This window comes from Morganella sp. GD04133 (genome assembly GCF_029835375.1).
GTDB classification, from domain to species: domain Bacteria; phylum Pseudomonadota; class Gammaproteobacteria; order Enterobacterales; family Enterobacteriaceae; genus Morganella; species Morganella morganii_B.
The window spans coordinates 25,968-44,101 of the sequence record NZ_JAODZS010000037.1 but is presented as its reverse complement, the minus strand read 5'-3'; the positions used below and the strand labels follow the sequence as shown (position 1 = coordinate 44,101).

Sequence of the window (18,134 nt, the reverse complement as noted above, 5' to 3'; positions counted from 1 at the left end):
TACTGTTCTGGCACAGGCAAACCAGGTTCCGCAGAACGTTCTGACTCTGCTGCGTTAATCTGTCCTGATATCAATAAGCCCGGCATCGTATTATGCCGGGCTTTTTTGATCCTGCGAACCGGCTGTCACACCGTGAAGGGAATACCGAAAGGCAGGTATTTTCTGAAGATAAAAAAAGACCCAAAGGCATTCAGGCAGGATGGTGTTCCGGAAATGCACTTTGAGCCAAAATAACGAGGCGTTATCGAAAACGACCGGTGATTAATCAGCCAGCCAAATCAATTGTTTTATCAACCAGTTCAATCTCTTCGCTGTTCAGCAGTTTTTCAATGTCCACCAAAATCAGCATCCGCTCATCGAGAGCGCCCAAGCCCAGCAGATATTCACTTGATAATGTGACAGTGAAATCCGGTGCCGGTTTGATTTGTTCTGTTGTCAGCGACAGCACATCAGAAACACCATCAACCACAATACCGACAACACGGGTGCCGAGGTTCAGCACAATAACAACGGTATTTTCATTAAACTCAGCAGAAGGCAGCTGAAACTTCACACGCAAATCAACAATCGGGACAATTGCACCGCGCAGGTTTGTCACACCGGAGATAAAAGCCGGGGTATTGGCGATCCGGGTGACACGGTCATAGCCGCGGATTTCCTGGACCTTTAAAATCTCAATACCATACTCTTCTGAGCCCAACCGGAAGACCAGATATTCCTGGCCATGGTTGTCGCTTGTAATATCTTGTTCTGAATTAGAAAAGTTCATTTTTCTCGTTCTCAGTAAAAGGGTTGAAAAAAGTGCAGATCATTATTTATTTTTTGACAATCCTGTCAGAACGGCGACATCCAGAATCAGCGCAACACTTCCGTCACCCAGAATTGTCGCGGCAGAGATACCCGGGATTTTGCGGTAATTTTTTTCCATATTCTTAACGACCACCTGATGCTGACCAATAAGCTGATCAACCAGCAGTGCATAGCGGTTTCCGGCGCTCTGAACAATGACGGCAATACTTTCATTGATATCATTCGGCTGTCCGGAGATATCAAATACTTTGTGCAGTTCAATAAGCGGCAGATACTCTTCACGGACCTGCAATACCCGCTCACCACCGGCCATGTTGTAGATTGCGGCCTCGCTGAGCAGTAATGATTCCATTACGGTATTGAGCGGCAGGACATAGATTTCATCACCGGCACGAATCGACATACCGTCGAGAATCGCCAGTGTCAGCGGAAGAATAATACGGATCTTCGATCCCTTGCCCTGTTCCGAGTGAATTTCAACATGCCCGCCCATATCATGGATATTACGGCGGACCACATCCATTCCCACGCCGCGTCCTGATACATCGGTGACCTTTTCAGCCGTGGAAAAACCGGCGGCAAAAATCAGCATCCAGACATCTTCATCCGGCATATTGTCACTGGTCTGCAAACCCTGGGCATGAGCACGGGCGAGAATTTTTTCACGGTTAAGGCCGGCACCGTCATCAATCACTTCAATGATGATATTACCGCCGTGATGTTCCGCAGACAGTGTCAGTCTTCCCTGTTCAGGTTTACCGCACGCACGGCGGACTTCCATCGGTTCAATACCGTGGTCGAGGCTGTTTCGTACCAGATGTGTCAGCGGGTCGATAATGCGCTCAATCAGGCTCTTATCCAGTTCGGCGGATCCCCCGATAAGCGTGAGCTCAACCTGTTTGTTTAATTTACCGGCCAAATCATGAACCAGACGCGGGAAGCGGCTGAAGACATACTCCATCGGCATCATCCGCGTAGACATGACCGATTCCTGTAAGTCACGGGCATTACGTTCCAGCTGAGCAATACTGGAGATCAGCTCATCATGGACGGCGGGATCTAAATTTGCAGAGAGCTGGCTGAGCATTGACTGGGTAATAATCAGTTCACCGACCAGGTTGATGATTTGATCGACCTTATCGACAGCAACACGGATACTGCCGGATTCGGATGCGGGTGCCGGCGTTCTGTTTGGTTTCGGCCTTTCTTTTCGCGGCGCTGCTGCTGCGGCAGGCGCTGACACGGGGCTGGTTTCCGGCACCTCTGTTTTTGTCTCTTCCGGCGCTTTTTCAATCGCGTCTTCAGCGGCTTTTTCGTGATTTTTTATCACGATTTGCTCACTGTCGAGCAGGAAACATAATACCGCTTCAATATCCTGTATTGACTCATGTGTGGTCAGTTCCAGTGTTAAAAGACTGTCGTTGTGTTGCGGGTTTTCCACTTTCCCCATCAACATCAGCTCATCCAGTAACAGCTGGTATTCTGTTTCTTTTATATTACGCAGTTCGACGGATAATACGTTTCCGTCGTTTCCGGCCTGTTTATCTTCAGCTGCGGCCGTTGTCTTTTCGCTCTCAGGGATGTCGTCAGCCGGTTCCGGGGCGGTGCCGGATGCAGGAGTCTCTGTCTGTTGTTTTGCATCTTCAGCCATCTGACGTAAAGCGGCACAAATATATTTGAAGCTTTCCTGGTCAGGTTCCTGTGAAGACTTATAAGCATTCAGTTGATCCTGCATAATATCCTTGCTCTCCAGAAATAAATCTATAATTCCGCTGGTCAGTGCCAGTTCACCGCACCGGGCATCATCCAGAAGGTTTTCCAGAATATGGGTTGTTTCCTGTAAAACGGTAAATCCGAACGTACCGGCCCCGCCTTTGATTGAATGTGCAGCCCGGAAGATAGCATTCAGGCTTTCAGTATCCGGAGAGGCATAATCCAGTTCTAAAAGATGCTTCTCCATATCTGCCAGAAGCTCATCAGCTTCTTCAAAAAATGTCTGATAAAAATCGCTGAAATCCATCTTATTTCCTGACATTAATAGATTAGTTAGAATCCGGGGTCGTGTTCTGAGCCGGTGCCGTTTCCGGTGCCGTTACTTGTTCCGGTGCCGGGGCCGGCTCCGAAACAGGAACAGGAACAGGAACGGAAACAGGCGCCGAAGGCGGCGCTGATACCGACGCGGAAGGTACCGGGACAGGAACAGAAACAGGCGCAGTGATCGGCGCAGGCGCCGGTTCCGGCACAATATTTAACGGCGGTTGTATACGGTTAGCATTCTCATCGATGGCAACATGCCTGATAATGGAATCATCCAGCAGGATTTGATTCTCTTTACTTTTTGAGACAACAAGTATTGTCATACGCCGGTCTAACGCTGAGTCAGGCTGAGTTTCATCCGTTCCCATATTGCTTGCCATGCCGATTACCTGCAGCACTTTATCTCTGTGCAGTCCTGCGTTAACCAGAACCTGGCGGGATTCATTGGCCCTGTCTGATGACAATTCCCAGTTACTGTATCCGACTTCACCGTTGGCAAACGGAATGGAGTCGGTATGACCGGTGAGAGTCAGACGGTTCGGAATATCATTGAATACCGGCGTCAGAGCCTGAAGGATATGCACCATATATTCCTCCGGCTTTTTGCTGCCCAGTTTAAACATCGGGCGATCCTGGCTGTCGATAATCTGAATTAATAAACCACTGTCTGTGAGGCGTAATAACAGGTTCGATTTAAACGCATTCAGACGGGGATCAACTTCAATTAACTCTTCTATTTTTTCCTGGAGATCACTTAAATCATCTTTGTCACGATTAATATCATGCTGAAATTCTTCACCATCCTGTTTCATCATATCGTCGCCGCCGCCGCCCGGAATAACGTTGCTGCTGAGGCTGTCTTTGTCGCCATTGGCGACGGCAATATTGACAGGGGTTTTAAAGTAATCTGCTATTTGTTTGCGTTGTTGCGGTGATGAATTGGATAACAGCCACATGACCAGAAAGAATGCCATCATGGCCGTCATAAAATCGGCATAGGCAATTTTCCATGAACCACCATGGTGCCCGCCACCGCTGTGACCTTTTGATTTTTTAACAACAACAATCTTAGCCGACTTTTTACTCATGACGGATTTTCCGTTGTGGATGTGGTACCGGCGGAAGGTTGTTTGGCCTGACGGACATGCTCTTCGAGCTCATCGAAGCTCGGGCGTTCTGTTGAGAACAGGGTTTTACGGCCAAATTCAACAGCTATCTGAGGTGCATAACCATGCAGACTGGATAACAGCGTGACTTTGATGCATTGCAGCAGCTTTGTGTGTTCTGCACTTTTCTGACGCAGCAGCGATGCGAGTGGTAAAACAAAGCCGTAAGCTAATAAAATACCGAGGAATGTTCCCACCATTGCGTGTGCAATCAGCTCACCCATTTCCACCGCAGGGCGGTCAGCGGCAGCCAGTGCGTTTACCACACCCATAACGGCGGCAACGATACCAAAAGCAGGGAGGGCATCACCCATCACATTCAGCGTACTGGCGGATGCTTCATCTTCATGTTCACGGGTTTCGATTTCCTCATCCATTAATGATTCCATTTCGAATGCATTCATATTTCCGCTGATCATCAGGCGCAGATAATCGACGAGGAAATTCATTAATACGGAGTCTTCCATGAGGCGCGGATAGGCGGTGAAGATAGGGCTGTTTTGCGGATCTTCGATATCATTTTCCAGTGCGACTAACCCGTTCTGACGACTTTTCGTTAACAGAAGGAAAATCATGGCCATTAAATCCATGTACAGATCTTTACTGTACTTAGACCCGCGGAGTAAGCGCGGAAATGACTGCAGTGTACTCTTAATAACTTTGCTGTTATTACCGACAACGAATGCACCGACACCGGCTCCGCCGATAATAAGAAGTTCTGTCGGCTGATAAAGAACACTCAGATTACCGCCGGATAGAACAAATCCACCAAACACAGTGGCAATAATGATGATGTATCCTAGAATAACAAGCACAGCGACTCCTTAATTACCTGAAAATAAGAGTATCTTTGTTTATAAAATAAAAAGAGACTAACGCATCAGCTTTCGGTGATGCGTTAGTCGTTATATAGCGTGATTTTTTAAATGTTTTCATTTGATGCGGAAACCGGGGCAGAAGATATACCTTTTACGTGACTTCTTTTTATTGCTCTGGATGGTGTAGAGCAAAGGCTGCAGGTAAATAATCTGTCACTCTGTTCTGTTGTGACGATAAATGAGCCGCCGCAACTGCAACATTTTGTGTGCGTGATCATATTACATCCGATAAAACGGATTAATGTCCATGCCCGGGTTAAACCAAGAACAGGTTTCTCATTGGTATCATCTGAGCATTGTTCCAGGTAAAGCTTGTATGCTTTCAGTGTATTTTCAATAGCACTGCCGGCCCGGGATTTTTGCAGATATAAATAAATATTGTAGAACATGGAAGAATGAACATTATGCTCCCATGCCATAAACCAATCCGGTGAAAACGGAAGTAATCCCCGCGGAGGCGAACACCCTTTAAGTTCTTTATACAGGCGTAATAAACGTCTGCGGCTCAGACTGGTTTCAGTTTCTAATACCTGCATACGTGCGCCGAGAGAAATTAATTCTATCGCAATATTCACTTCTCTCATTTCATGTAAAATACTTTTATCTGACATAAGGTATTCCTTCCGTTTTATTGTACAGAAATATCTTGTTCTGACAGAGAATCAAGAAGCTCTGTCGATAAAATAATTCCGGTATGAATGCGCTGAAGTGCATCAATACGGGAATCCTTTGTCAGACAATCAATAACAGCATCGTTGTCTACACGTAACCGGCAAATTAACTGACCAATAGAAGAAAGCTTAATGAGTTGAGGCAGTGACAAATCTTTTATTATCTCAATAGTATCTTCATCAAGACCGAGCTGAAAGCCGGCTGCTAATTTATCATCTCTGATAAGTCGCTGAGCCAGGAGTAAATAAGATAAGTTCATATCATGGATGTTCTGCAAATGTTCGTTATAACTCATAATTATGTCCAACTCTAAAGGTAATTAAATGTAGTAGAATAAATCATTAAATAAGCCTGTATGAGAATACACGCAAATAATATTGACCAGATAAGGCCTGATTAAGATTATTAGCGGGCATAGGGTTATGCAAGCATTTATACGAACTTATCTACAATAAGAGATAATTACCTGGTTTGGTGCAGTTATAAACAAAACTTACGTACACCTATATTTTTTCTGCCGAAAATAAAAGCAGCAAAAACATAAACCCTTTAAAAATCAACGTGTTAACATTGTGCTCTTTAGGGTTAAAACTTATCTATAAAAAAGTTATAATATAAAAAACTACTTTTTAATTTACTGATGATTAATTATATGAAATTTTTTCCCGATTTTAAGCTAAAAATGATAAAATTACGCATCTGGTGACAAATAAGCACGTAATCTCTTTATTGCCTGGCTGTGTAACTGGCTGACCCTGACCTCGCTTATACCTAAAATCAGTGCTATTTCTTTCATGTTTAACTCTTGCTGATAGTATAGCGAAAGTAACAATTGATCCCGTTCAGGAAGATTTTTTATACTATCGCTAATCTGCGCAGTTAAACTTTGGGCCATTAAGCTTTGCGCCGGATCGGTAAACTCCTGCTGAGAGGATATCTCATCAATACTGTCCGGATATTCCTCCTGTAATTCATCAAGAGAAAAAATCTGACTTGTATTACTGTCAATCAGCATCTGATGGTATTCATCTAATGAAATTCCCATCTCCTCTGCGATTTCACTTTCAGTCGCAATTCGTCCCTGTTTTTGTTCCAGACGGGAAATAACTGATGATATTTCACGGCTGTTTGCCCGGACTCGTCTGGGAACCCAATCATTTTCCCGTAACTCATCAATCAGTGCCCAGCGAATACGGTTGGCCAGGTATGTACTAAGTGCAATACCTTTATTTTTATCGTATTGATCCAATGCATGCATAAAAGCTATTGACGCAGCCTGAATCAAATCATCGAGCTCAATACTACCGGGAAGTTTAGCCTGTAATTTTAATGCCTCATAGCGGATTAAATACTGATATTTAGCCCACAGTGCATCTTTATTGACAGTCCCTTCCGGTGTATAAATCCCATTCACAATAATCGACTCAATCTATATTCAATGAGTCGTATTATTAATGATTTACACAAAATCACATAGCCGGATAAGCGATAACATTCTGACCTATTTTGGACTATGACAGCCTTAATCACGGCTTCAGGTAAACGCTATCGGGAAAAAAGAGTGAAATTCTTTCTGCTTTAAACAACAGTCCGGCATAACGTTATATGTTGATAAGGTAATTATACGTAGGGTGATGTGCCATTTTCTGACTTACACGAAGGGGAGGAGAATATAATCATGAATATAAATCGTTACATCCCCTGGTATTTTATTTTAACAGGAAAAAAACATTTACAATAAAATGAGCAAATATGAATAAGAACAACACTCAGGTTACTGAATGTAAAAATAGAGTGCAGCCAGCCGGACAAATATAAAGTCCGGCTGCTCTGTACAGGTCTTTAATTTTTATTAACACACATCATAATCGGTGAGAATGGTGTACTTAATAACCACGAATTATTAATTTTCTTAATTTTTACTTTCCTGTTAGGAAGTGACAAATCAAACACGTTTGAATTGAAAAAATCATCTGAGATTTTATCCGAAGCAAGATGATAGACCTCTGTGTTGTAGATTGATATAAATCCGTTATCTTCAATCGAGTAGTCAAACTCGATTTCTCTCAGAATCGCACTGCTGGTCTTACTCTGTTCAGTATCACCTTGTTTTTTCTCCAGTACTCCTGATATATAAAGTGAACCCGTATTGTTTTTTCTTAAATCTATGGTGATATTGCTTCTTATACTGATATTACCGGGAAGCAAGGGGGCTGAGTAATGTGACATACATGAAATACTGACTGACCTTTTGAAAAAATGAGAGTAATCAATAAAAATAAAGAGTATGGAACTTATCAAAGGTATAATGCTTATAATAATAAGAAACAGTGTGTTTTTTTTATTGGTATTCATTGAAATATATGTCCTGGCAGGATGAGAATGTCTTCCCTTCAGGTGTTGATGTAATACATCTGCTTATAAAAACTTTCCCTGTATCATTGTAAAGCTTATTATCATCAGCCTGAAATATGAATGACGAGTTTTTTATGCATGGAATATGTTTATTTATTACCTGACTGGCAATTTTCATATTTGCTTCATTATATTCAGTAGAGTGTTTTTTGATAGTATAAACGTAGCAGCTATCAATATTCCCCATTAAATATAATTGTTCTTTTTCAAAATAAAAATCATTATCAGTTCCATTGCGCTGCAAAAAAAATAAGATTAGGAATGTTAATATTATGATCAAAACAACAATGGAAACATCTCTTATTTTATTTTTATTGGCCACTAACAGGGAGGTGGGTGCAGGTTTATCTTTAGCCGTATCTGACGTTGATGATGAACCCTGCTCAATTTCAACGATCGCTGATTCATGTATCCGTAGTCCTACTTTTGGAATGGTGACGATGATATCACTATCAGCCCCCATATCCTGTAAAATTTTACGCAGCATCGATATGTTTTGAGAAAGTGAATTATTTGATGCCTGAAGTCCGTTTTTATTCCAGATGTCATCTAACAAATCATTTCTTTTTACAATAGTTTTGCTGTTTTCAAGAAGATAACTCAGTATTTTTGCTGGTATTATGGACAATCTTACCGATTTATCAGGGCTCAGTGAACTCCATATTTTGCCGTCATCATCCCGGAAGTTTATTACTTTATTAATTTTATATTCCATTTCACTGCCTTAAAATGAAAATATCTATTTTCAGCCATTACTATTTTACATGTACATCATGCCAATATAACTATATGTAATTTATAGGGTTTTTATGTCATGGCGTTATCCGGAATGACTTTTACATAATAATAAGCCAGGGTCTGAATTTTTTCTGATGCTGTCGTAAAATGTAATAATGGTATGGGTTTGTTTTAACAGTCTATGATGTCATTTTTATTAAGTATAACTACATCATTTTCATAAATGACTCTGATCTAAAGTAATTGATAATCATTTGTGATATTTCATTGTTATTTTTAATATCATTATTCTGATTGGTGACAAGTGATTCGGTAAAGAAATCATTTATATTACAATTGAAAAGAAAGCTTAGTTTGTGTATTGCATCAATACTGATCTGATCATTACCGCTTTCATAGGAGTGAATAGTGTTCTTTGATACATACAGCATATCAGCCAGTTTTTTTACTGACATATTTCTGTGTACCCTCATTTCTTTTATCCTTCTTCCGACTCTTGAGGTAATATTTACCGGCACCTGATTCATTACATTATTTTTATTCATGATATACAAACCGAATGGTGGTGATTTTCAAGTGTAATAATTTTATTCGTGTACGATAAAATTATTATGTTATCTCATCAGAGAGAGAGGCGTTGGTGATTACATTTTATTTTCTTATTTGATTTCGGCAATTTTCTTTTTCAATGTATGAATTAAATTGCAATATGTTCATGAATCGCCATATACTCATATCAAAAGCAGTAGAAATAACTTCTAACTGGTCAATTGTCAGCTTTGTTTTTCCATTCTCGTAACGTGATATCTGCTGCTGACTTATTCCGACAATCTGAGCGAGTTGTTCACCGCTCATTTTTCTGGATGCTCTCAGTTTTCGTATCAGAAATCCGACTTCTTCATTCAATGAAAAAGTTGATTCGGTACGTTGTTTTTTTTGCCGGGGTGACATAGTTATAACATCCTTATATAATAGGATTATTCTTAATATTAAAAGTAAGATGATTATTTCCGGTAAACCGTCATCTGTCATTTGAGGTTCACAAGAATAATTTTTACACAAAAAAACGAAGAAAATGGTTTTTTACTCCAAAATCACGTTTATGAGGAGTATTTTAGGTAAAAATAACTAAAGATCAACAGGGTATTGTTTTAGTGTTTATTTGTAAAACTGTAATAATACATTGATTTATATAAAAATTCTATTTTTTGACGAGTGATGTTGTGAAGCTTTTCACTAAAATGCAATCGGATTATAGGGTTATGTCAATTTGATTATCATAATAAGTTAAAAATACATGTTTTCTAAGAATTTTCCCTGAAATATATGTCTGAGCGCGACAATAGGTTACAAATTGTAAATTTTGTGGGTTTTATATGTGTAAGCTACTATTATTTAAGGCGTTATTTTTATACTCTTAATCAAATGTTTCACTTTATACGTATAATATGTAAAGTTTTTTTTCTGAAATCATTTTTACCGGGCAGTCTGTCAGAATTGTTGTTACATTTTCAGTCTGTAAAGCGATCCTTGATCAGGTAGCTTATTCTGTCATCCCGCATATAACGGAAGGGTCACAAGCTGATGTTACCTAATATTTCTAATTCTCAGCTTCCGCTTTCAGGTGAGGAACCGCTGAATGTGGTGTCAGACAAACAGCCATTGTCAGGAGAACAACGTGCGGTTCTTGAAAGACTGATAACGCAGCTGGCATCGCTGACAAAACTCCGGCAGGCTGACTTATGGTCACAGATAAAGCAGGAAGCAGGGATCCGGAATAATGCACCTTTATTGTCCCGGCATTTTGCTGAGGTAGAAAAAAATATTATTCAGAGACTCGGGGTCAGCGGCCGCGATCGTACTTATTCTCTGCAATTAATACAATTAACCGAGCTGATGGGACAGGGAAAAAACAGTTCAGTTGTCAGAGATTTTATCCGGGCACAATACGGTTATACAGCACTCAGCCAGCTAAGCCGTGAGCAGATAAAAGACGTCCTGATGCTGTTACAGCAGACACCTGACAGCAGTTCTCTGATTAAAGGCAGTGCAGTCATAAATTCCGGCCTGTATATACAGAAGGCCGGACATCATTTTCTTAGTCAGTTAGTTTCTGCACTGGCTGATATAACAAAAAACCCGGAAGAACAAATCTGGCAGTCTTTGCTGAAAATATCAGGCAGTAAAAGCGCAGCGTTAATTCCATCCGGTGTGTATCCCCATCTGGTTGCTCTGCTTCAGGCCCGTACTATGTTGGCCGGGCGGAGTAATATGACATTGGATACGATGCAGTCGGCACTGAAACAAATACTGAAACCGGAAGAATTAATCATACTTAAAGAGTACGCTCAGGATTCTTATAAGATTCAGGTACAAACTCCCCTGACAGCGGTGCAGGTACAGGAGCTTATCAATTATATTTTCCGGCGCCGTATTGAAAATAACGGTTATTCGCCGGAACCGCAGAATATTCAGCCGATTTATAATCCGGTGGTGCCGGTGGCTGAATCATCAGAAACCCCGCAATCCCTTTCCAAAATTATATTAATCACATTGCTGATCACATCAGTCATACTTTTATTTATTTTTTAATTGCAGTCTGACCCGCCCGGTTTTGCGGTTACAGGCAGTGATCTCTGTCACGCTTTTGTCACCGCATTCTCCCTGTCGTTATTTAATCGCGTTAGTAGCACCTGTAAGACGTTTTCGTATCTTCCCATGCTTTCATATTACCTTCAGCAAAAAAAACGCACCTGATTCGTCGTGCGCTGTCTGTTTTTTGAACATCATCATGTATTTTTCATTATTGCGGTTTACTGTCATTTTCCGCAATGGCTGATCGGCGGCAGATTTATTGCCGGTTGGCAGTATGTTGTGCCTGACTGTGTGGCTCATACTATATATGGATAAGTACAGTCGTATGGCTGTAACATAAGCCTGCTTATTATTGCGGTTTTACGGTATAAATACCATAATACCGAATTCTGCGGATCCTTTTTACCGTCTCAGCAGAGAAGCAGAGACGTGTTCCGGCTGTCGTTTCAGAGATGAAATGATGTTCTGACACCGGGCGCTGTAATACACCGCATGCTATAAAAACGGATGTATTATGATAATCATTGTTAATATCATTTCCGTTACCGATGAAAAGAAACTGACAGCAATTTCACCGATCTTTTTTACTGTCTCTGCCGGAAAGCAGAAACGTATTCCGATCATTGTTTCAGAGATGAAATTATTTCTGACTCCGGCCATTGTCACAGACTGCACGATGCAGTGCTGACGTATTATGATAGTTATCGTTAATACCCTCTTTGTTACCGGCAAAAAGGTACTGATACCAAACTGCGCAGATCTTTTCCTGCCTGCTCTGCAGAAAACAGAGGCATGTTTCCGCCGTCGTTTCAGAGGTGAAATGATATTTTGACACTGATCACCCTAATACACTGCTCGATGTCGTACTGATGAATGACGATAATCATCGTTAATATCGTTTCTGTTACTGGCAAAAAGGTACTGTTATGACAGACAACTTCCCTGATCTGCCGGAGACCGGCAGGATATCCCTTCGCCGCCAGAGTTCCGGCCTGCTGACAACCGGTCATCTGGAACGGGCCCGTCAGCTGCGTACGCTGGCGATTGCAGCTGAACTTGATTGCCCGCGCTATTTGCTGGCACCTGAAATCAACCGCCTGTTGCAGTATGTTCCGGATCTGCATCAGCGAACTCTTATTGATACGCTGTGGAATACCGGCGGTCGTATTCATGAAATAATGGCTTTGACTAAAGGTGATTTTTATTTTGATACGGAAACGCCATTTGTTGTGCTGAAAACACTGAAACAGCGTCAGCCGGTGGATATCACGGTAAAGCATAAACCTCAGGCGATAAAAAAACGCGCTGTACCGTTATTTGATGCAGAGTATGTGAGGCTGATGAAAAGTTACTTTGCGACTATGCGCTATAAGAATCAGAATAAGATCTGGCCGGTCCGCAGTGACAATACGGTGCGTAACTGGTTGCGTGAAGCAGTACGTCTTGCAGCAGAGGATGGTTTTTCTTTAGTAACCGAATCCGTCACCTGTCACACACTTCGCCATAGTTTTGCCATGCATCTTATTTTTCACGGTGTGCCGGTAAAAGTCATTCAATCTTATCTCGGACATAAAAAATCGGCGTCAACTGACATTTACACCCGGATTTTCACCCTTGACGCTATGCTGCACTTTGATATTTCCTTCCGCTGATCGGTTTCTCTTTTTTGTCCCCGGCATTCGCCGGGGTATCGCTTCCCTGATTTTTTCTGATACGTTCTGTGTGATTTTCTTCATCCATAGCTAAAAATATTTTTTTATTTGTATACACGGTTAATTTTATGTTGTCCATAGGCCCGGCTTGTCTATTTTTGCGTATCCGTATTTTTATCTTTTTTTTGCTCACTCACGTCACATAAGCAGAAATAACAATGATCATTCCTGTTGCGTTAGTGTTTTTTTTTATGGAATACTAAAACTAACATTACATGAGCGTTTATTACTAGATCTACTAACTGGGGCGATTTCAGAATGAAAGTTGCGTGAAATAGTTAACAAAATCATTAATTATCAAAGTAATAGAGTTGCTCTTTGCAATGGTGAAAGAATGCAGGTATAAAGTGTTTACAATGCTGATGATATGTAGGATTATTATATTCAGTTCAGAATTCTGCATTCGGGGAGTTTGGTGTGATGAATGAAAATAATCAGTTTAATAAAATAGCCGGCCGTTCAGTCCGGCTTCTGCAGTCATTAACCACCCAGGTTCAGACGCAGAAGGAAGAGCTCAATGAGACATCCTATTATCAGGTTTATTCAAAAGCGGCGGTGGCGAAACTCCCCCGGCTGACCCGTGCCGGCGTGGATTACGCCGTCAGTGAAATGGAAAGTCAGGGCTATGAATTTGAAAAGCGTGAGGCCGGCACCGCACAGAAATATGCGATGAGTATCCGGAATATCATTGATATTTACCATCACCGCAATGTGCCGAAATACCGCGACCGTTATAAGGAGGCCTTCACACTCTTTATCGGTAACCTGAAAGGCGGTGTGTCGAAAACCGTCAGCACGGTCTCGCTGGCCCACGGTTTGCGCACACATCCGCACCTGATTTGTGAGGATCTGCGAATTCTGGTCATTGACCTGGATCCGCAGTCTTCTGCCACTATGTTTCTTGATCACAAGCAGTCGGTGGGCTCTGTTGAAACCACGGCTGCCCAGGCCATGCTGCAGAATGTGACCCGCGAGGAACTGCTCAGTGATTTTATTCTGCCGTCGGTGGTTCAGGGCGTTGATGTAATCCCGGCGTCGATCGAGGATGCGTTTATTGCCTCCCAATGGGAAGTTCTGTGCGACGAGTACCTGCCGGGGCATAACATCTACACGGTGCTGCGGGAAAATATTATTAATAAATTGCGGCAGGACTATGATTTTATCTTTATTGACAGCGGCCCTCACCTGGATGCGTTTTTGTCCAATGCGATTGCGGCGGTTGATATTCTGATGACACCGGTACCGCCGGCTCAGGTTGATTTCCACTCCACGCTGAAGTATCTGACGCGGCTGCCTGAACTTATCGGCATGATCGAATCGACAGGAGCGCAGGTGAATCTCATCAGTAATATTGGTTTTATGTCCAAACTGGTCAACAAGACAGACCATAAATTGTGTCACAGTCTGGCCAAAGAGATCTTCGGCGGTGACATGCTCGATGTGGCTCTTCCGCGGCTGGACGGATTTGAGCGCTGCGGCGAGTCATTTGATACGGTGATCTCTGCAAACCCGGCCACGTATATCGGCAGTGCGGAAGCGCTGAAAAATGCCAAAGCCGCAGTAGAGGATTTTTCCAAAGCAGTGTTCGATCGTATTGAGTTCCTGCGTCAGAATCGGGGTTACTATGCAAACTAAACGTAAAACAATCGGCAGGACACTGAGTGCGGTATCCCCGGTTTTCCCGGCGGCAGAAGCCGCTGAGTCCCGGAGATTCATTCTCAAATCCGGTAAATCTGCACTCTTTCATCTGGTTCATATTCCGGCAGAGGAACTTGAGGAGCGCACATTTGTCCGCTTTTCGGTCAACGGCCGGGATCAGAGTGCGCTGACCCCGGAGTCACTGACGGATATCACGCGGACATTAAGTTTACAGCAGTTCTTCCCGGCCATCGGTTACCGCACGCACGGAAAGACAGAAATACTGGATGGTTCACGGCGACGCGCTGCCGCTCTGTTGTGCCAGGTGGGGTTAAACGTTCTGGTAACGGATACCGAAATCAGTACTGACGATGCCCGGCAGCTGGCCGCGGATATCCAGACTGCGAAGGAGCATAACCTGCGGGAGATCGGGTTGCGTCTTATGCAACTGCGTGAAAAAGGAATGTCACAGAAAGAAATTGCGGCGTCAGAGCAGTTGTCTGCGGCAAAAGTGACGCGGGCAATCCAGGCGGCGTCGGTACCCGGCGATCTTATCGCGCTTTTCCCGGTTCAGTCCGAGCTGGGCCATAATGATTACCGGCTGTTGCTGCTCATCGATAGTCTTATCAAATCTGAGGCGCTTTCCCGTAAAACGCTTCTGAAGGAAATGAACGATAAAGTTAATACGCTCATCAATAACGGACAGACTATCCCGGATGAACTGAAAAAAATTATTCTGTCTGAACTGAAGGCACTGACGGATAACCTGATGCGCAGAAACAAACCGGACGTGGCCGTGGTTGTTCCGCTCCGGACGTTTAATGACAAAAATACGTATGCGCGTAAACGGGCCAAAGACAGGGGATTCAGTTATGAATTTAACCGTGTGCCGAAAGCATTACAGGATGAGCTTGATAAAGAGATACAGAAGGTGCTGACACGCTATTATGCCGGGGAAGCGGACAGCCATGAGATGAGAGCAGATGAACAGATAGCTGACTGATAACAGCAGCAAAACTGTCCCTGAGAATAAAAAACCCCGACATCTTCTCTGACTTGGCGGTGAGGCAAGATATCAGGGCCTTCAATCAATCAATACTGTCAGGAATAATGTTAACTTCCTGACAGGGAGTATAGAGTTATGCAGAGCAAAATTCAACTCCTTCAGCACAACATAAGCGCAGGAGCATGTGTCTGACTCCCTGATACTTCACAAACAACAGGAGAATGAGGGTAAAGTTCACCGTCATTTTTTTCCGGTCTTTAACGGTAAATTACCTAATCTCCCGATTGTCAAGCGTCTTGTCGCCGCGCTGGACCAGCATGACTGGAACCGTAATCAGCATATCTATCTGCTGCGCAGTATCCGTCATCAGCGTGTCACCGTGCGTTCCGAGCGCCGTGAAACCTGGAGTGTTCTGGCACTCGCTGTGATCGCCAATGCTGACTACAACCCGATGAGCGAGAATGTATTTGAGGTGATGTGCTCAGTGGAAGCGCTGGCTGCACAATGCGGTCAGCTTTACCAGTATGAAAACGGCCGCAAAAGTTATGACCCGGTGCTGCACGCACTGCATGACTGGGAGGCGGCAAAAATGATCGTTATTCATCGTGCTTTTGACAGTGAAACAAAACAGTACAAAGCAATGCGCATCTGGCTGCGGCCGGAGTTTTTTGAAGGGCTGGGTTTTGATCTGGAGACGCTGCGCAAAATCATCAGGAGCTTCAGGCGCTGGATGGAACGTAACGGATTGCGGGAGGACTATCAGAAACGCTATGCCCGGCATGTGCTGCGTATGAATCGTTCCAATGTGGCATCACTGGATAACCACCACGCCCTGAAAAAAATGCTGAAAAAGCTGCGCCGCCTGGTCATCGGTGACGATGAGGAGCTGGAAAGAGAAAAGGATCATCGGGAAAAAGCACTGAAAGAGAAAAAAGCGCAGCTTGAAGCTTCCCGTCCGAAGAAAGAGACACCGGGGGAAGCATGGCGTCTCTATGAACGCTGGAAGCAGATAAACCCTGTCGCGACAGTGCATGCACTGGAAAAACGGATTAAATCACAGTTCCCGGCGCTGAAGGGGGAGCTGCTGTATCAGTGTTACCTGGATAATCTTCCGGACGATTAATGTTGCCTGCCTCTGAAATAACCGCCTACCCGGCGGTTTTTGTGCTGGATTTTTACCGGAAACCCCCCGTTTTTATGCTGTTACCTGATATCTTTTGCCCTGAAAGGCGGTACTCGTACCTGTACCGGACCTTATTTGGCGTAAAAATGACCTGTTAACTTCGAATGGTATTAAAAATAAACAATTAACTTCGAACAGATCCCCTGTAGTCCGGATAAATTCGTTCTTAGTTTCTGAACAAAACATCCTTTTAAAAAAAGGAGATAGGGGCGCGTCTTTAAGCGCACCCCATCAGTAAAAATAATACTGCCTTCGCTAGCAGGGAACACAGTTCCCGCCGCTCAGAAAAGAGATGCTTTACTTCCTGCAAACTATTCCTCCTAATGCTGCATAAACGCAGCATAACGCGCAGTACATCCGGGCAAGCCCGGCTAACTGCGGCCTTCGGCAGGAATCAAAAAGTAAAAAACCGTTTCAGTATCCGATTTTTCCGGCAGGGCGGAGGAGGGTATGTGCGATATAACACTCAGCAACCGGCTCTGCCGGGCTTCGGCGGCTATCTGACCTCAGAGAGATGACCGGCAATTTTTGCCGCCTGACATGCGCTGACGCGCATAAAAATGCGTTATGGTCAGGTGCTGTCGATGGCTCTGACCGCTATGGATAGATTTGCGTGTATCCATTAAGGATCGACAAGATAAAAAGACTTGTTAACAGGTCTTTTTTGACTTACTATAAAGACCTGTTAATAAGTCTCAGTGGTGAATATGATGCCTAATATCATTTTAAGTGATACCAGTGCCAGTGTCAGCGAACTGAAAAAAAACCCGATGGCTACAGTCAGTGCCGGTGATGGATTTCCGGTCGCTATCCTTAACCGTAATCAGCCTGCTTTTTATTGTGTTCCGGCGGAGCTTTACGAAAAAATACTTGATGCGCTTGATGACCAGGAACTGATTAAGTTAGTTACTGAACGCAGTAACCAAAAACTGCTGGATGTTGATCTGGATAGTTATTTATGAGTTATACCGTTAAGTTCAGGGAAGATGCACTGAAAGAATGGAAAAAACTGGATAAAACGATACAACAGCAATTTGCCAGAAAACTGAAAAAATGCTGTGAAAATCCCCATATTCCTTCTGCAAAATTACGGGGAATAAAGGCGTGTTATAAGATAAAACTGCGCTCATCCGGCTTCCGTCTGGTTTACCAGGTCATCGATGACACACTTGTTATTGCTGTTGTGGCCGTCGGTAAGCGGGAGCGCAGTGATGTCTATAATCTGGCAAGCGAACGTATGCGATAATCATCAGCCGGACAGCGCTGTTATTTTTATTTCTGTCA

At 43.3% G+C, this 18,134-nt stretch carries 18 protein-coding genes; 8 read left to right on the top strand and 10 right to left on the bottom strand.

The features are described from left to right. Positions 1-265: 265 nt before the first annotated feature. From cheW to N7387_RS17110, 10 genes are all read right to left on the bottom strand, one after another. Positions 266-769, bottom strand: a complete 504-nt coding sequence (cheW, locus tag N7387_RS17155; protein WP_025152272.1) for a chemotaxis protein CheW — start codon at positions 767-769, stop codon at positions 266-268. Between the two features lie 42 nt (positions 770-811). Further along, positions 812-2,830 (bottom strand): chemotaxis protein CheA, encoded by a 2,019-nt coding sequence (cheA, locus tag N7387_RS17150; RefSeq protein WP_262860195.1) that lies wholly within the window; start codon positions 2,828-2,830, stop codon positions 812-814. A gap of 22 nt (positions 2,831-2,852) precedes the next feature. Then, a complete protein-coding gene (gene motB / locus N7387_RS17145) occupies positions 2,853-3,935 on the bottom strand; it encodes a flagellar motor protein MotB (protein WP_279800420.1) in 1,083 nt (360 codons plus the stop codon). Further along, on the bottom strand, positions 3,932-4,828 hold the full coding sequence (motA, locus tag N7387_RS17140) for a flagellar motor stator protein MotA (RefSeq protein WP_262860197.1): 897 nt from the start codon (positions 4,826-4,828) through the stop codon (positions 3,932-3,934). The genes motB and motA overlap by 4 nt, the downstream gene beginning before the upstream one ends. Positions 4,829-4,935: 107 nt before the next feature. Beyond that, positions 4,936-5,502 carry a flagellar transcriptional regulator FlhC gene (flhC, locus tag N7387_RS17135; RefSeq protein WP_025152276.1) on the bottom strand — a complete coding sequence of 189 codons (567 nt, stop codon included), beginning with the start codon at positions 5,500-5,502 and terminating at the stop codon, positions 4,936-4,938. A gap of 17 nt (positions 5,503-5,519) precedes the next feature. After that, positions 5,520-5,861, bottom strand: coding sequence for a flagellar transcriptional regulator FlhD (flhD, locus tag N7387_RS17130; RefSeq protein ID WP_045139000.1), 342 nt, complete (start codon positions 5,859-5,861; stop codon positions 5,520-5,522). 393 nt (positions 5,862-6,254) lie between these two features. Next, the gene (locus N7387_RS17125; protein ID WP_262860199.1) at positions 6,255-6,977 is read right to left on the bottom strand and encodes an RNA polymerase sigma factor FliA; all 723 of its coding nucleotides are present in this window, start codon (positions 6,975-6,977) and stop codon (positions 6,255-6,257) included. Between the two features lie 428 nt (positions 6,978-7,405). Next, a complete protein-coding gene (locus N7387_RS17120; protein WP_279800418.1) occupies positions 7,406-7,792 on the bottom strand; it encodes a hypothetical protein in 387 nt (128 codons plus the stop codon). Between the two features lie 112 nt (positions 7,793-7,904). Next, entirely contained in the window at positions 7,905-8,693 is a 789-nt protein-coding gene (locus tag N7387_RS17115; protein ID WP_279800417.1) for a winged helix-turn-helix domain-containing protein, read from the bottom strand. Positions 8,694-9,367: 674 nt separating this feature from the next. Continuing rightward, positions 9,368-9,667 (bottom strand): helix-turn-helix transcriptional regulator, encoded by a 300-nt coding sequence (locus N7387_RS17110; protein WP_025152282.1) that lies wholly within the window; start codon positions 9,665-9,667, stop codon positions 9,368-9,370. Between the two features lie 633 nt (positions 9,668-10,300). Here N7387_RS17110 and flk point away from each other — a divergent pair. The 8 genes from flk to N7387_RS17070 all read left to right on the top strand — a co-directional run bounded on the left by flk (position 10,301) and on the right by N7387_RS17070 (position 18,096). After that, entirely contained in the window at positions 10,301-11,308 is a 1,008-nt protein-coding gene (gene flk, locus N7387_RS17105; protein WP_279800416.1) for a flagella biosynthesis regulator Flk, read from the top strand. A 517-nt stretch (positions 11,309-11,825) separates the two neighbouring features. Further along, positions 11,826-11,999 carry a hypothetical protein gene (locus tag N7387_RS17100; protein ID WP_279800415.1) on the top strand — a complete coding sequence of 58 codons (174 nt, stop codon included), beginning with the start codon at positions 11,826-11,828 and terminating at the stop codon, positions 11,997-11,999. 238 nt (positions 12,000-12,237) lie between these two features. Then, complete coding sequence (locus N7387_RS17095; protein ID WP_279800414.1) at positions 12,238-12,963, top strand: tyrosine-type recombinase/integrase; 726 nt, start codon at positions 12,238-12,240, stop codon at positions 12,961-12,963. A 477-nt stretch (positions 12,964-13,440) separates the two neighbouring features. After that, positions 13,441-14,658 carry an AAA family ATPase gene (locus N7387_RS17090; protein WP_025152286.1) on the top strand — a complete coding sequence of 406 codons (1,218 nt, stop codon included), beginning with the start codon at positions 13,441-13,443 and terminating at the stop codon, positions 14,656-14,658. Further along, positions 14,648-15,664, top strand: a complete 1,017-nt coding sequence (locus tag N7387_RS17085; protein ID WP_279800413.1) for a ParB family protein — start codon at positions 14,648-14,650, stop codon at positions 15,662-15,664. Before N7387_RS17090 ends, N7387_RS17085 begins: the two co-directional genes overlap by 11 nt. A 187-nt stretch (positions 15,665-15,851) precedes the next feature. Further along, positions 15,852-16,790: a RepA family replication protein gene (locus N7387_RS17080; RefSeq protein ID WP_279800412.1), complete on the top strand. Its 939-nt coding sequence runs from the start codon at positions 15,852-15,854 to the stop codon at positions 16,788-16,790. 770 nt (positions 16,791-17,560) lie between these two features. Then, positions 17,561-17,812, top strand: a complete 252-nt coding sequence (locus N7387_RS17075; protein WP_279800421.1) for an antitoxin — start codon at positions 17,561-17,563, stop codon at positions 17,810-17,812. Next, positions 17,809-18,096, top strand: a complete 288-nt coding sequence (locus N7387_RS17070) for a type II toxin-antitoxin system RelE/ParE family toxin (protein ID WP_025152291.1) — start codon at positions 17,809-17,811, stop codon at positions 18,094-18,096. The genes N7387_RS17075 and N7387_RS17070 overlap by 4 nt, the downstream gene beginning before the upstream one ends. Positions 18,097-18,134 lie beyond the last annotated feature (38 nt).

Excerpts from the sequence above, each read along its gene's own strand:
- cheA (WP_262860195.1), bottom strand. The coding sequence starts at position 2,830 with ATGGATTTCAGCGATTTTTATCAGACATTTTTTGAAGAAGCTGATGAG.
- flhC (WP_025152276.1), bottom strand. The coding sequence starts at position 5,502 with ATGTCAGATAAAAGTATTTTACATGAAATGAGAGAAGTGAATATTGCG.
- cheW (WP_025152272.1), bottom strand. The coding sequence starts at position 769 with ATGAACTTTTCTAATTCAGAACAAGATATTACAAGCGACAACCATGGC.
- N7387_RS17075 (WP_279800421.1), top strand. The coding sequence starts at position 17,561 with ATGCCTAATATCATTTTAAGTGATACCAGTGCCAGTGTCAGCGAACTG.
- N7387_RS17120 (WP_279800418.1), bottom strand. The coding sequence starts at position 7,792 with ATGTCACATTACTCAGCCCCCTTGCTTCCCGGTAATATCAGTATAAGA.
- N7387_RS17115 (WP_279800417.1), bottom strand. The coding sequence starts at position 8,693 with ATGGAATATAAAATTAATAAAGTAATAAACTTCCGGGATGATGACGGC.
- N7387_RS17085 (WP_279800413.1), top strand. The coding sequence starts at position 14,648 with ATGCAAACTAAACGTAAAACAATCGGCAGGACACTGAGTGCGGTATCC.
- N7387_RS17110 (WP_025152282.1), bottom strand. The coding sequence starts at position 9,667 with ATGTCACCCCGGCAAAAAAAACAACGTACCGAATCAACTTTTTCATTG.
- N7387_RS17095 (WP_279800414.1), top strand. The coding sequence starts at position 12,238 with ATGACAGACAACTTCCCTGATCTGCCGGAGACCGGCAGGATATCCCTT.
- N7387_RS17100 (WP_279800415.1), top strand. The coding sequence starts at position 11,826 with ATGATAATCATTGTTAATATCATTTCCGTTACCGATGAAAAGAAACTG.
- motB (WP_279800420.1), bottom strand. The coding sequence starts at position 3,935 with ATGAGTAAAAAGTCGGCTAAGATTGTTGTTGTTAAAAAATCAAAAGGT.
- N7387_RS17070 (WP_025152291.1), top strand. The coding sequence starts at position 17,809 with ATGAGTTATACCGTTAAGTTCAGGGAAGATGCACTGAAAGAATGGAAA.
- flk (WP_279800416.1), top strand. The coding sequence starts at position 10,301 with ATGTTACCTAATATTTCTAATTCTCAGCTTCCGCTTTCAGGTGAGGAA.